13 protein-coding genes and 1 other RNA gene are annotated in these 11,720 nt (G+C 36.9%); 8 read left to right on the forward strand and 6 right to left on the reverse strand.

The window, feature by feature from the left end; all coding sequences use genetic code 11:
• Positions 1–108: a transfer-messenger RNA gene (gene ssrA / locus ACEYOS_RS11355) on the reverse strand; the annotation flags it as partial.
• Positions 109–762: 654 nt separating this feature from the next.
• Here ssrA and ACEYOS_RS11360 point away from each other — a divergent pair.
• From ACEYOS_RS11360 to ACEYOS_RS11385, 6 genes are all read left to right on the forward strand, one after another.
• Complete coding sequence (locus tag ACEYOS_RS11360) at positions 763–1,584, forward strand: hypothetical protein (protein ID WP_373708660.1); 822 nt, start codon at positions 763–765, stop codon at positions 1,582–1,584.
• Positions 1,584–2,348, forward strand: a complete 765-nt coding sequence (locus ACEYOS_RS11365; protein ID WP_373708661.1) for a carboxypeptidase-like regulatory domain-containing protein — start codon at positions 1,584–1,586, stop codon at positions 2,346–2,348. The genes ACEYOS_RS11360 and ACEYOS_RS11365 overlap by 1 nt, the downstream gene beginning before the upstream one ends.
• Before the next feature lie 10 nt (positions 2,349–2,358).
• Positions 2,359–3,024, forward strand: coding sequence for a carboxypeptidase-like regulatory domain-containing protein (locus tag ACEYOS_RS11370; RefSeq protein WP_373708662.1), 666 nt, complete (start codon positions 2,359–2,361; stop codon positions 3,022–3,024).
• A 211-nt stretch (positions 3,025–3,235) separates the two neighbouring features.
• Positions 3,236–3,967, forward strand: coding sequence for an SIMPL domain-containing protein (locus tag ACEYOS_RS11375; protein WP_373708663.1), 732 nt, complete (start codon positions 3,236–3,238; stop codon positions 3,965–3,967).
• Between the two features lie 77 nt (positions 3,968–4,044).
• Positions 4,045–4,389, forward strand: a complete 345-nt coding sequence (locus tag ACEYOS_RS11380) for a phosphoribosylpyrophosphate synthetase (RefSeq protein WP_373708664.1) — start codon at positions 4,045–4,047, stop codon at positions 4,387–4,389.
• A gap of 64 nt (positions 4,390–4,453) precedes the next feature.
• The gene (locus ACEYOS_RS11385) at positions 4,454–5,263 is read left to right on the forward strand and encodes a hypothetical protein (RefSeq protein ID WP_373708665.1); all 810 of its coding nucleotides are present in this window, start codon (positions 4,454–4,456) and stop codon (positions 5,261–5,263) included.
• 43 nt (positions 5,264–5,306) lie between these two features.
• Here ACEYOS_RS11385 and ACEYOS_RS11390 read toward each other — a convergent pair whose 3' ends face one another.
• The 3 genes from ACEYOS_RS11390 to ACEYOS_RS11400 form a co-directional block, all read right to left on the reverse strand.
• On the reverse strand, positions 5,307–5,819 hold the full coding sequence (locus ACEYOS_RS11390; RefSeq protein WP_373708666.1) for a GNAT family N-acetyltransferase: 513 nt from the start codon (positions 5,817–5,819) through the stop codon (positions 5,307–5,309).
• Positions 5,816–6,037, reverse strand: coding sequence for a PspC family transcriptional regulator (locus tag ACEYOS_RS11395; protein WP_373708667.1), 222 nt, complete (start codon positions 6,035–6,037; stop codon positions 5,816–5,818). Before ACEYOS_RS11395 ends, ACEYOS_RS11390 begins: the two co-directional genes overlap by 4 nt.
• Before the next feature lie 202 nt (positions 6,038–6,239).
• The gene (locus ACEYOS_RS11400) at positions 6,240–8,519 is read right to left on the reverse strand and encodes a GH92 family glycosyl hydrolase (RefSeq protein ID WP_373708668.1); all 2,280 of its coding nucleotides are present in this window, start codon (positions 8,517–8,519) and stop codon (positions 6,240–6,242) included.
• 216 nt (positions 8,520–8,735) lie between these two features.
• Between ACEYOS_RS11400 and ACEYOS_RS11405 the strand changes: the two genes are divergently transcribed.
• The gene (locus tag ACEYOS_RS11405; protein ID WP_373708669.1) at positions 8,736–9,248 is read left to right on the forward strand and encodes a hypothetical protein; all 513 of its coding nucleotides are present in this window, start codon (positions 8,736–8,738) and stop codon (positions 9,246–9,248) included.
• An 80-nt stretch (positions 9,249–9,328) separates the two neighbouring features.
• Here ACEYOS_RS11405 and ACEYOS_RS11410 read toward each other — a convergent pair whose 3' ends face one another.
• Both ACEYOS_RS11410 and ACEYOS_RS11415 read right to left on the reverse strand, forming a co-directional pair.
• Positions 9,329–10,117: a copper resistance protein NlpE N-terminal domain-containing protein gene (locus ACEYOS_RS11410; protein ID WP_373708670.1), complete on the reverse strand. Its 789-nt coding sequence runs from the start codon at positions 10,115–10,117 to the stop codon at positions 9,329–9,331.
• Between the two features lie 143 nt (positions 10,118–10,260).
• Positions 10,261–10,773, reverse strand: a complete 513-nt coding sequence (locus ACEYOS_RS11415) for a ferritin-like domain-containing protein (protein ID WP_373708671.1) — start codon at positions 10,771–10,773, stop codon at positions 10,261–10,263.
• Between the two features lie 141 nt (positions 10,774–10,914).
• Between ACEYOS_RS11415 and ACEYOS_RS11420 the strand changes: the two genes are divergently transcribed.
• Positions 10,915–11,421, forward strand: a complete 507-nt coding sequence (locus ACEYOS_RS11420) for a hypothetical protein (RefSeq protein ID WP_373708672.1) — start codon at positions 10,915–10,917, stop codon at positions 11,419–11,421.
• The last annotated feature ends 299 nt before the right edge of the window (positions 11,422–11,720 follow it).

Genomic DNA, 11,720 nt, shown 5'->3' on the forward strand with positions numbered 1-11,720 from the left:
CTCTTGGTTGCCAGTTAAAAGTTTGCAGCAAGGGATTAAAGAGATCGCGCTACGGTTCTCTGCATGCTTACTTACCCATCGATCTTGCTGTCGAAACCAGTCAACCCCATGTTTTTGTAAGACTGCAAAGATAAACAAAAATTATTCTTAAAATAAAAAGAATTTGGGCGTATCCTTCAATCGGTCATTCCGTCTCGTCCGGAAGACGAGACTCCATTTCCTCATTCAGGTCGGGCTTTCCGTTGCAATCTTTTTCGGGAAACTGACGCTCGCTTTGCTCGCGCCACTTCCCCAAAAAAGGATTTCCACTGCAATCCCTTACGCAAGATCCGACTTGCTAACCAATCTTGATAAAATTCACAAGTATCGTCAATTCTGCGCTCAACCTTGTCAGGGTTCAAAATCCTGACAAGGTTAATTTACTTACTTACCTCTAAAAACAAGATTTAGTAAATCTCTAATCGTGCTATTCGTGAACACCATTTGTGAAATTCGTGTTTAAAAAATCCTTGCGTCCGTCGCTGAGTGAAACGCCTTTGCGTCCGTAATTTTAGCAGCGAATAATTATAAATCCTTCGCGCCCCGATGGCTATCGGGATTGTGTTTAATAAAATAAATTTAATCACATATTTTAACAAAAAATAAATCGGTAATTTCTAAAAAAATCATAAAACCCGTTAAAGCAGGTTAAACTTTCCCCTGCACAATTTCAAAAACACCAAACCAATACAATATCAGATTACATTTACGTAAATATCCTGAATGAAAACAAAACTACTAATTCCTCTTTTTCTATTTTCAGTTTCGCTTCTGTTGGCGCAGAAAAAGTACGTCATCGGAAACGTGAAAAACGAAGTTCAGAACAATATTCCCCAAACCTACATCTACAATCCCCGTACAGAAGAAGTGGTAATTACTGATATTTCCGGAGACTTCATTATTGCTGCTATTCCATCTGATGAATTGCGGATTGTCAAAAATGGTTTCGAACGCCTGACTTTAAAAATTAATGACGGTAATTTTACCAAGCCAATGCAGCTTATACTGAATAAACTGCCGTTCGAAATAGAAGAAGTGACCATCGCTTTTAATCCAACAGGAAATTTAAAGAAAGATCTTGCTTATTTTAAAACCGCCCCTAGGACAGAAAAACTGAATAAAGAGATGACTCAATATATGCGCGGTCCCATTCCTGACGCAATGCCTCAAAATACGATTCCTTCCATGTTCGCTCAAAGAAAACCCGGTGAAGGACAAGTTCCTCTCTTGAGTATCGGCAGTGGTGGAAATGGTGGCGTTTTAGGATTGCTGGCGGGCGCAATTGCTGGTAAGAAAAACAATTCTACGCCGCCTAATTACGCTGAGGTCGAAGATTTTTACCGACGTGTAAAAGACGTTATCGACCTTAATTATTTCAAGAATTATGGACTTTCAGAATATGATTTTGATATTTTTCTGGCGTATGTCGATCAGGCCAATTCACTTTCAAAAAAATATCATAAAAACTTCAACAGGGCAATAATAGAATATGAGCTAAAAATAGCTCTGGTTGAATATCTCAAAACGCACAAAGTTGGTTCTTGATGTTTAGATTATTGTTATTTATTGTGCTTTCCTTTTCAACCTCGATCTATGCTCAGCAAGTTTCGGGAAGAGTGATGGATGAAGAACAAAATGCAATTCCAGCTGTCCTGGTTTTTAATATGAAAACGGAGCAGAAAGCCTACACCAATATTAATGGTGAATTCACCATTAGTACCTTACTCAATGAAGAACTGCGTTTCATACGACAAGGTTTTGAACGAAGTTCTAAAATCGTCAGCACAAGTGATTTTAATGGTAATTTATCGATGACCATTATTCGAAGCGTTCAAGAAATTGAAGAAGTCAAAATTCCCGCCGTTCGTTTAACCGGAGATCTGAATCAAGATTCCAGAAATTTAACAAAGTTCGATAAAGTGGCGCAGCTTCAACGGGAAGTCGGCGTGCCCGGACCGCCAGAAAAACCACGAGAAACTCCACCTCCAACGATCGAGCAGGTTGGAGTACTTAGTTACGCTTTGAGTAATATTAACGTATTTACCCTGTATAAAAATATTTCCGGTGATGCACGAAGAATGCGTCAATTATATAAATATGAAGATCTTCAGGACAAAATCGTCTGGATAAGGGAAAAAGTAGACGACGACTATTTTATAAAAATGGAAATTCCCACTGTCAAAATTTCTGAGTTCCTACAGTATTCGATTGGTGTAAAACCCGAAATTGGAAAATACATCAAAGCCGGAAACCTCTCAAGAGTGCTTTTTGTTTTAGAAGAAACGCTTCCGCAATATCTTAATCGTTGAAAAAGTATTAATGTTACGCTGCTTTTTATTTTTCACTATTCTTTTTTTCAACTCTTTATTTTCACAACAAGTTTTTGGAACAGTTACGGATGAAGATCAAAATCCTATTTCGGCTGTTTTGGTTTTTAATTTGAAAAGCGGGCAAAAAATCTACACCAATTCTCAGGGTGAATTTTCAATCCTAGCTTCAAGTAACGATGAACTTCGCTTCCTACGGAATAACTTTGATAGAAATTCTAAAATTGTTACTGCACAGGATTTCAATTCACCTTTAAAAATAATGATCAGCCGATCCATACAGGAAATTGAAGAAGTCCAAGTTCCCGCCGTTCGTTTGACCGGAGATCTGAATCAAGATTCCAGAAATTTAACAAAGTTCGATAAGGTTGCGCAACTTCAGAGAGAAGTTGGCGTTCCGGGACCGCCGGAAAAACCTAGAGAAACGCCAGCTGATTTTAAAAATGATGTTTTATTACCTTTGATCGGGTTGAGCTTAAAGCCACAAGCAATTTATAATTTAATCAGTGGCGATGCGAGAAGAATGAAAGCGCAGTATCGATATGACGATCTTCAGGATAAAATCTGGTGGATCAGAGGAAAAGTAGGCGACGATTATTTTATTAAAATGAATATTCCAGCAGAGAAAATTTCTGAGTTCCTGCAGTATTCGATTTGAGTAAAACCCGAAATTGGAAAATACATCAAAGCCGGAAATCTCTCAAAAGTGCTTTTTGTTTTAGAAGAAACGCTTCCGCAATATCTTCGCCGTTAAGATGTTTTTAGCTCCTATTTTTATAATCATCTCTCGTTTTGTGACAGAGGAATAATTTATTCTTATCTTTAATCATCTTTAAAGAAAGAACTTTAGCATTTATAAACTTCAAGTCATGAACAGAAATATTATCGCCATCGCCATTGCTTCCGCCGGTTTTATTATCGGGTTGGCCTTTTTAGGCAGCGCCATTAAAAATAGAAATAAAGCAGATAATACCATTTCTGTTACTGGATTAGGGTCTAATAAATTTACGTCAGACCTGATCGCCTGGAGCGGAAATTTCTCGAGAAACAGTTTCGAACTTAAATCTGCCTATGATGAATTGGCGAATGATAAAAAAGTAATCGAAAATTATTTAGTGTCGAAAGGAATTCCGAAAGATCAAATGGTTTTTTCTGCCGTCGATATTCAAAAGCAATTTAATTATGGAAGTGATTCTAATGGAAGAAGCACGCAGACTTTTGCCGGATATCAACTTTCACAAACCGTTTCTATCGACAGTAAAGACGTGGCGAAAGTCGAAAACCTTTCACGAAATATTACGGAAATTATTAATCTTGGAATCGAATTTACCTCTTCGCCACCGAATTATTTTTACACTAAACTAGCTGACGTGAAACATCAAATGATCGCTGATGCAACCAAAGATGCCAAACAGCGCGCAGAAAAAATTGCCGAAAATGCTGGAGCAAATCTGGGAAATCTTAAAAAAGCAACCATGGGAATTACTCAAATTACAGCACCGAATTCTACAGAAGAATATTCTTACGGCGGAACATTTAATACTTCCTCCAAAGACAAAGAAGCGAGTATTACCATCAAGTTGGAGTATGAAGTGAATTAAGGAGACGCTATTTAATATAGGAGATTTTAGGTAGCTGAAGTTGAGATTTTTTAAACAAACCAAATAAATTTAGAACAATGAGTACAGATATTTTAAAAGAAAGTTTCGGAACATTATCCGAAACGATCAATGGGCTAATTAAACTCGGTTACATCCACGATTTTAACATTCATGAAGAATGTATCGTCTGCCACCAGGCTAATGTCAAACTTTTGCCGAGTGAATTTCAAATTGATAAAGTGTACCGTTTTGAAGGGGAGTCAAATCCAGATGATCAATCGGTCCTTTACGCTATTTCTTCGCCAAAATTCGATTACAAAGGAACATTGGTTAATGGATATGGGATTTCATCAGATGAAGAAACCTCAAAAGTAATAGAGCGATTGCTGACGAATACGACCTTGAATCCTCCGAGAGGTTAATTTATGATTTCCATTTTATTTTAATTAAAAAGTAATCTTAAATTGAATTTCAAAAAGTAGGAGTATGAAAAACACTCTTTTTATCCTTGCATTTTTTACTTTACTTTTCTGTAAAAAGTCTGCTGAAGTCGAGAAAGTGACTGAAGAAATCACGGATACATTGTCTATCGCTTCTGAGGAAAACGAAGTTATTCCTATTGAAAACAAGATTCAGGAAAAAGAGGGAAATGATTTTGAAATTCTTCTGCCAAGCAGATACCGCGATTGGGAGAATGCTAATGCAGCCGATGTTTTGAACCAAAGCTGGATCGAGCTGTATGAGAAGAATGGAAAATATTTTTTGAGACAAGCAGATTATAAAATTGCCAGAGGTTTTGACGAATGCTCAGGTGACTCAACCAAAACCATAGAAACGAAAAAGAAGACTTTAATTCTACTTCAAGAAAACCAGTTGAAATTAGGAGAAATTGAAACAGTAGCATTCGTTAAAAATAAAATATGGCCTACTGAAAAAATGACTTTTAAATTTAATGATGTAGATTATACTTTAAGAGCGGAAGGAAATGTACTTTCTAGTGAGAATGTAAGTGCTGGTGACGGGACAGAAGTCTATAAAAATGTTGAAAAGTATCGTCTTTATATTTCGGCAGATAAGGGTTCCGAACATTTATTTCTAAAGCAAGAATCTTTCAATGATACTTTTGTTGAAATTCTATTCATTGGAGATATCGACCGTGATGGAAAACCGGATTTCATTTTTGGAGCAAATCGCGATTACGAAGAGGAACGGGTGATCTTATATTTATCGTCGGAAGCTGGTGAAGGAAAGATCATTAAAAAGGTTGCCGAAATCGCGGTGCAGTTTGATTGTTAGAAATATCATTTTTTGAAATCAACGGAAATCATTTTAACCCTTTTTACAAATGATACACTTTAGTATGCAGTTCTTTCTCAATGCTTTTTACGTTTTCAACCTGAAAATTACTCATCACAAATAAATTCATTGAACTTTTACCGGGACCGTAACTTGGCTGTATATAATCTTCCGAAATGATTGAAAATCCATTGCGCAAATAGAAATTGATTCTTCGCTCTGCCATTTCATCTAAATGACTGGGTTCTGACTCCAGAACGATATTGTCAAACTTCTCTTTCAGCTCGGTCAAGATCTGAGAACCTAATTTCAGATTTCGAAATTCTTCGAAGACTTCGAAATGTTCCAGAAAATAAAAATCCGATAATTTCCAAAGTATTAAATAACCTACAAAATCGTCCTCGTTTTTCACAGCAAAAATAAAACTGTCTGGATTTTCGAGTAAGGCTAAAAATTGATTTTCATCTCTCCGCTCATCTGCCGGAAAAGTACTTTCGTAAGCAGAATAAATTCTGGAAAGTTTCTTGCGCGTTTGTAATTCTTCAAACCAGATCATAAGTCAAAAACGCTGGGTCGTCTTGTAATAAACATATCTTTGATCCACAGCGTAAATGCCAACCCCAAATAGATCAGAAAGAATACTCCAGCCGTGGCAAAAGTAGAGTAGATGAAAAAAACACGAAGCTTCGACACGGGAATTCCCAATTTGGCGCCCATCCTCGTGAGCACTCCAAACCATTGTTTTTCCAGTTTATGTCGTAAGTTATCCAGCATTGTTTTAATTTCTGATCAAAGATAATTATTTTTAATAAGTCACTCAATTTTTCATACCCGACAAAAGTCAGAAAAGCGATAGTATTTAAATTTTTCAAAAGTTTAATTGTAAAGTGTTCTAAGAATTTGTCTTTTTGCCGCGCTTGAGATTTTTCTTTTTAGATCGTTTTTTTTGGTCGTTAAAGCTTTTTTAAACAGGCTCTTAATGTTTCGAACTCATTGTAAAGATGATCTCGCCGCCATTCGCAATATCTGCATGGTTCAGAATATGGTTTTTCACTTCTTTACCATTCACCAGGATCTTCGAAACATAAACGTTTTGATCTGACTGATTCTCGGTTTTGATATGTAAAGTTTTTCCGTTTTCTAAATTAATTTTTGCAGCGTTCACCAGCGGCGAACCGAATTGATATTCATCAGAACCCGGCAAAACAGGATAAAACCCTAAAGCGGAGAAAATATACCAGGCGCTCATTTGTCCGGCATCATCATTTCCGCAAAGTCCGTCGACTTCTGAAGAATACATTTTCTGCAAAATGTCCCGCACGCGCTCCTGTGTTTTCCAGGCATCGTTGGTGTAGTTATAAAGATAAGGTATGTGATGACCAGGTTCGTTGCCGTGAACGTAGTTTCCGATAATGCCGTCGCGGGTGATGTCTTCGTTGTTCTCAATATATTTATCTGCAATTTCCGTCGTGAAAATCTCGTCCAGATGTTTGGAGAATTTGTTTTTCCCGCCCATCATTTTAATCATTTCCGGCACATTCTGAGGAACATACAAACCGTAGTTAAAAGCATTCCCTTCGATAAAACCTTGTCCATGCGTATCCATGGGATCAAACTCTTTTTTGAAAGTGCCGTCGGACAATTTAGGATGCATAAATCCAGATTTCGAATTATAAACATTTTTATAATTTTCACTTCTTTTTAAATATTCTGCTTCTTTACTAAGATCACCAGATTTTTTCGCGATTTGTGCAATACACCAATCATCATAAGCATATTCTAAGGTTTTGGAAACCGAAGAACTGCTTTTATCTTCCGGAACATAACCGTATTTTAAATAATCTTCAATGCCGTCATAATATTTCAGATTTGATGAGGTGATGCTTGCCTGCAACATTTTATTCAAATCGGCATCGGTCGTATTTTTTGCCACCGCATCTGCCAAAACAGACACTGCATGATAACCGATCATGCACCAGTTTTCATTAGCGTAATGACTCCAGATCGGCAGTGCTTTATGAACGCTGTATTGGGAATGAGAAAGCATTGATTTAATGAAATCATTATTCCTTTTCGGCTGAATAATATTGTAAAGAGGATGAAGTGCCCGGTAGGTATCCCAAAGAGAGAAGATGGTATAATTCGTAAAATCTTTGGCTTCATGAATGTTTTGATCGATATCTAAATATTTTCCGTCCACATCTTGATAGAGGACCGGTGACATCATCGTATGATACATTGCCGTATAAAAAGTCTTCTTATCATTTTCATTTTGGGTTTCGACTTCAATTTTCGACAGTTCTTTTTCCCATTTTGCCGAAGCTTCTTTTTTGATCTGAGTAAAATCCCATCCTGGAATTTCAGCTTCTAAATTTTTCATTGCTCCCGCCGTCGAAGTTGGGGACAATGCAAACTTGATCAATATAGATTCGTTTTCAGCAGTATCGAAATCAAAATAAGCACGAATCTGTCTTCCCGCAAATTCCGGGAAGTTTTCATTTTCGTTGAATTTTCTGTAGAAGCCGTTATAATCAACTTTCTCGTAACGTTTTCTGCCATAACTTTTAAAAGGTTTAGAAAATTTCATAGCGAAAAAAACTTTTCTCGTTCTCGCCCAACCTGTAGTTTCCCGATAGCCAACCACCGTTTGATCGTCTTCAATCCTTACGAAAGTCCAAACATTTTTGGCATCGTAATTATAGATGTTCGACATCAGATCTAAAATAATGCGCGAATCCGAAGATTTCGGAAACGTGTATTTGTGAAACCCAACGCGTTCAGTTGCGGTGAGTTCGGCTTTAATTCCATAATCATCTAACATTACTTCGTAATATCCAGGACTGGCTTTTTCTGTTTTTTTTGAAAATTGAGAATGAAAACCACTTTTGGGTTGATTGAAATTTCCTGGTTCTAGATTGAGTTTTCCCACTGTCGGCATCACCAGAAAATCTCCCAGATCTGAATGACCGACACCACTGAAGTGAGTATGCGAAAACCCGAAAATAGTTTGATCCTCATATTGGTAACCAGAGCAGTAGCGATAGGTTTCAGGATTGTATTTTCCATCAATTGCATAAGGTTCCTGATTGGTTTCAGGCGAAAGTTGAACCATACCGAACGGCGTAGTTGCACCCGGAAAAGTGTGACCCATATTTTTGGTTCCTACGAAAGGATTTACATAAGACGTAAGGTCTTGGGCATTTACCATTTGTAATGTTAAACAAATAGGAATAAGTAGTAAGTTTTTGATTTTCATGAAAAAAAGTTTCTCAAATATACTTTAAAAATGAAAGATAAATAAACGGTTATGGGAATTAATCTCCTCTGTAAAGGTTTAAATAATTCACTCGCTCAACTTTTTGGCAAGAAACGACGATGATGAGGTTTTGTACTTCGCGCAAACTGATTTACTGGAGTAGGAATGATTTTAGCTGACTTTAGAAATATTCTAATAATTCAAAGTTATATTAAAATGAAAAAATTACTTGCAATTGTAGCCTTATTACTACTGTCCTGTCAAAAGAATGAATCCACTACGGAAACATCCGTAGGACAAGATTCTGTATTGATGGCCGGAAATGAGATGGATTCTTCTACCAACGGAATGGTCGTGCTGGATCAGGAAAAACCGAAATCAGTTACCAAAGCTTTCCGGGTTATCGATGGGGACAGTATTATTAAAACCATCAACGCGGATATGATTCCACTGACTATTTCAGATGAATTTACCACCGATCAGCAAAAATATATTTTAAAAATTAAAAATTTCAGCGAGAAGAAAATAAACGCCACGATCAATCCTGGTACCGCTGATATGAATGTCCGGTTTAATCAAATTAAATATGCAGACGGTACTTTCGATGGACCTTTCGGTTTGGAAATAACGCAAGACCTCAATAAGCCCGGTGAAATTTGGCTGATTGTCGGCAAAAATCTGATGGCTTCCGGAAAACCAACCGGTAGATTTACCATCAGTTTGAAGTAAAAATTTAATCCTAGTCTTCATCATCAAAAATATAAAACCGACTCTTTGCGGAATCGGTTTTATATGGGTAATCGACAAAGTTAATTTACAGGTGCCACAAATTTTGCTAATACTTTGGTTCCTTCCATTAGAACCAAGAAATTCCCGTCAACCTGAAAATGATCTGCCGTGCTCAGTACTTTACTCAACTCGCGTTCTATGGTCATATTCTCGCAAGCCATCATGGTACTTATTCCTATTCCAAGTTCGATCTTGTTTCCGGCTTCAGTCGAAAAGCTTCCCGACATGCTGTTGCATCCAGCGTAAGCAGTATATCGGTTTTCCTGATCAGAGAACTGAATATATGCTTCTTTATTCATCGTTTCACTCGAGGTCACCCGTTTTCCCATCAGTTCGATCAACTTCCATTTTCGGTGCAGAATGCGGTAATTGTCTTTGGATAAAACATATTTCGAGGCCAGTGCTCCTGTCATTTTCTTACCGTTCTGATCCAATTGCGTTAAGGTGTTTTCTCCCACGAAATAACTGGTTTTATCATTTCCGGATGTTAAAGTAACCGTGTTCCCGTCTTTATTCCAGGTGAATTTCCCTATAGTTTCAAAAGGTTCCACTTCTTTGCCTAAATAATCATATACTGTCTTAAATGTATTATTTCTCATCAAATAAACAGTTGCTTTGATTCCTTCACAATCTGCACACGGAATTATTCCGCGATAAATTCCATCATAATCTAAAGAGTTTTGGGCGGAATGTGCCGGATCTGGATTATTTGCAGTCGCGGATTTCTGTGCCTCGCACGACATAAAAGTAGCAGCAAAGACAAAAAGTGCAATGGGAAGCGCGATTAAGGATTTTTTTATTTGTTTCATCGTTTAAATTTTAATAAATAATTCTGGCATTTTCAATTTGAAAAATCTCACCATCAGTCTGATAATCTTATAAAGTTAGGATAAATCCTTTTATCGAAAAAAAATCCACCGGGAAGATGGATTTATAATTGATCATTATTTTTTTATTCTGCTACTGCCTGCTTATTGATGAATTGTTCAGCAAGGCCGGTTAGAGTACCATTGGTTGCTTTCTCATTATCCAAAGTTTCCGCCAGTAAATTCTCTGCTTCTTTATGACCCATATGCGCTGCGAAAACTTTGAGCGTTCCATAGGTGGCGATCTCGTAGTGCTCTACTTTCTGAGCGGCTAAGATCAAACCGGCATCTATGGTCATTGTATCTTTAGTGGTGTCTTCAATAATGGATTTTCCTTCTTTCAGTATTCCAGCCATGGCTTCACATTTTACACCTTCCGCCTTTTCCCCTAAACTTTCAAATACTTTCTCAAGTCTGGAAATATGTTTCTTTGTTTCTTCATGATGTTTAGCAAAACTGTCTGCTAATTCTTCGCTTGTAGCGGCTTCCTGCATTTTCGGGAGTTCTTTTAAAACTGCATTTTCTGCCCAATACAGATCTTTTAATTCGTCGATAAAAAATTTGTGAAAGTCAGAGTTTTTCATTTTGTCAGAAATCATAATCGATATTTTTAAGATTAATATTAAGTCTATAATGATACAATTACCTTTCCATACGCCGATTGTAATCGTTAATCTTATGTTAAACAAAACAGTTGGTACAATTTCTGGATAGAAACAAATAATTAAAATACTACTATTATGAAAAATATGTTTTTATCTGCAATCGTGGCTACGGCAACTTTGGCAAGTTGTTCTACCGTTTCTTCTATTTTACAAAATACTTTTCCGTACAACGCAACCGTATTGGTAACTTCTGGTTCACCCGCAAATACAACTTTGTCCAGCGTTTCTGCTGCGCAAAGTATTAATCAATTGACGGGCTCAGGAGCTAACGTGAAAGATATTCGTGTTTCTAATGCAACCTTTTCGGTCAATTCTAACGCAAGTGTTGGACTTTTCAAATCGGTAAAAGTCTATCTATCCAATAATGGCAGCAATGAAATTTTAGTGGCTTCTCGTGAAGATATTCCAGACAACGTTGGGAATTCTCTTGCTTTAGATGTGAAGACGAATTCAACTTTAGATAATATGATGAAATCCGGAAGCGTACAGCAGAGGCTAGTTTACGTGCTAAAACAATCGCCAACTTCAGATATTTCGGTAAAAACTTCGGTTGGATTTAGCAGTCTGCCCCTTACAAACTAATTTTTTTAAAGAAGCAACAAGATTTTTGCTTCTTAGTTAGTTCGGTCCGGCTTTCGCGGCTCGCTTCCCGACCAAATGCATCGGGAGAGCTCAAACAAACCGCTCTATCCGGGCTAAAAGAACATTCATATATACTTTCGAAATAACCAGCATTTAGTGTTGGTTATTTTTTTTGCATACAATATTTTAGGTTTATTTAAGAATAATTCGATTATTTTATGTTTTGACTAATAATATTTAACTAAATCTACTTTAAATTTATTATTTCGTTATCACTTTTGTATTCAAAACTAATTTAA

Source organism: Kaistella sp. (assembly GCF_041824135.1).
Taxonomy (GTDB): domain Bacteria; phylum Bacteroidota; class Bacteroidia; order Flavobacteriales; family Weeksellaceae; genus Kaistella.